At 72.2% G+C, this 838-nt stretch carries 1 protein-coding gene; it reads right to left on the reverse strand.

Features of this window, described 5'->3' with window-relative positions; genetic code table 11:
* The coding region (locus FLV34_RS39465; protein ID WP_187280890.1) for a polyketide synthase dehydratase domain-containing protein at positions 1-838 on the reverse strand (838 nt) is incomplete at both ends.

Below are 838 nucleotides of genomic sequence, written 5' to 3' on the forward strand. Positions count from 1 at the left end.
ACGGTCTGGCGCAGTGTGTCGTAGAGCGGGCGGTCGCCGAGCACCGCCCATGCCTCGCGCGGGGCCGGCACGGGATCCAGCGGTGACCACTCCACCCGGAACAGGGTGTTCTCCTCAGCCGATCCGGAGACCTTGAGCTGCTCGGCGGAGACCAGCCTGGCGGTAAGGGTGTCGATCGAGGCGACCGGCGCGCCGGTGGGGTCGGCGGCCTGGAGCGACAGCGATCCGGAGTCGCCCAGCTTGACGCGTACCCGCAGGTCGGTGGCGCCGGTGGCGTGCAGGCGGACGCCGTTCCAGGCGAACGGCAACCGGTTCTGTCCCTCCGGCACCTCGGCAAGCCCCGCCCAGGCGGGCAGGTGGACGGCCGCGTCGAACAACGCGGGGTGCACGCCGAAGTCCGCCACGCCGGCCCGTTCGCTTTCGGGTAGGGAGACCTCGGCGAACAGTTCGTCGCCGCGCCGCCAGGCGGCGCGCAGTCCCCGGAACACCGGACCGTAGTCCAGCCCCGCCGTGGTCAGAGTCTCGTACACGCCTGCCACGTCTACAGGGGTCGCGTCCGCCGGAGGCCACGCGGTGAGGTCGAAGCCGGGCTCGGCATCGTCCTTGGCCAGTACGGCGGTGGCGTGGTGGGTCCACTCACCGTGCTCTCCCTCGGGGCGGGAGTACACGTCGAGCGTCGCCTGCCCGTCGGTGTCCGCGCCGTTCACGATCACCTGGACCCGGACCGTACGGCCGGGTTGCAGGACGAGTGGGGCGTGGAGGAGGAGTTCGTCGATGGTGGTGTGGCCGGTGTGGTCGGCGGCGTGGAGGGCGAGGTCGAGGTAGGCGGTGCCGGGGA

This window comes from Microbispora sp. CSR-4 (assembly GCF_008033685.1).
Classification (GTDB): domain Bacteria; phylum Actinomycetota; class Actinomycetes; order Streptosporangiales; family Streptosporangiaceae; genus Microbispora.